The following is a 513-nucleotide window of genomic DNA, read 5'->3' on the forward strand; positions in this document are numbered from 1 at the left end:
GACGTCGTCTTCCATGACGTCACCTCCGATTTCAAGATCCTGACCCGCGCGACCATGGCGACGAAGGAAACCATCCAGTGGGAAGACGGCAACGAATACCCGCTGGTCAAGGTTGAAATTTCCTCGGCTTCGCACCCGTTCTATACGGGCAAGCACAAGGTCATCGACACCTCGGGCCGTATCGACAAGTTCCAGAAGCGCTACGCGCGCTGATCTGTCGATCCAGCTTCGAACCGACGGCCGCGCTCTGCGCGGCCGTTTGTTTTTCCCCAACGCCAACCCAACGGGCGTTTGGATGGACGGAACACTGCGTTCGAGTAACAAAGCTTTTGCCGATCCGGGCCGCTCAACGGCCGGCGTCTGGCCGCCTGTCGTCTACGACTTCTGTCTAGCGCCGGGCAAATGCTGCTGTGCGATAATGGCGTGATCCCCGGCACAGGCCGAGGACGTCATTCACGTGCCTGACCAATGCGCTTGGGCAGGCGCCTTCCCATGAAGGAGCGCACACAGTGT

The 513-nt window shown here is 60.0% G+C and carries 1 protein-coding gene; it reads left to right on the forward strand.

Features of this window, described 5'->3' with window-relative positions:
* The coding region (locus DAI20_RS20415; RefSeq protein WP_108252924.1) for a type B 50S ribosomal protein L31 at positions 1–213 on the forward strand (213 nt) is incomplete at its 5' end.
* Between the last annotated feature and the right edge of the window lie 300 nt (positions 214–513).

The organism is Planctomonas deserti (assembly GCF_003067705.1).
In the GTDB taxonomy this organism is placed as follows: domain Bacteria; phylum Actinomycetota; class Actinomycetes; order Actinomycetales; family Microbacteriaceae; genus Planctomonas; species Planctomonas deserti.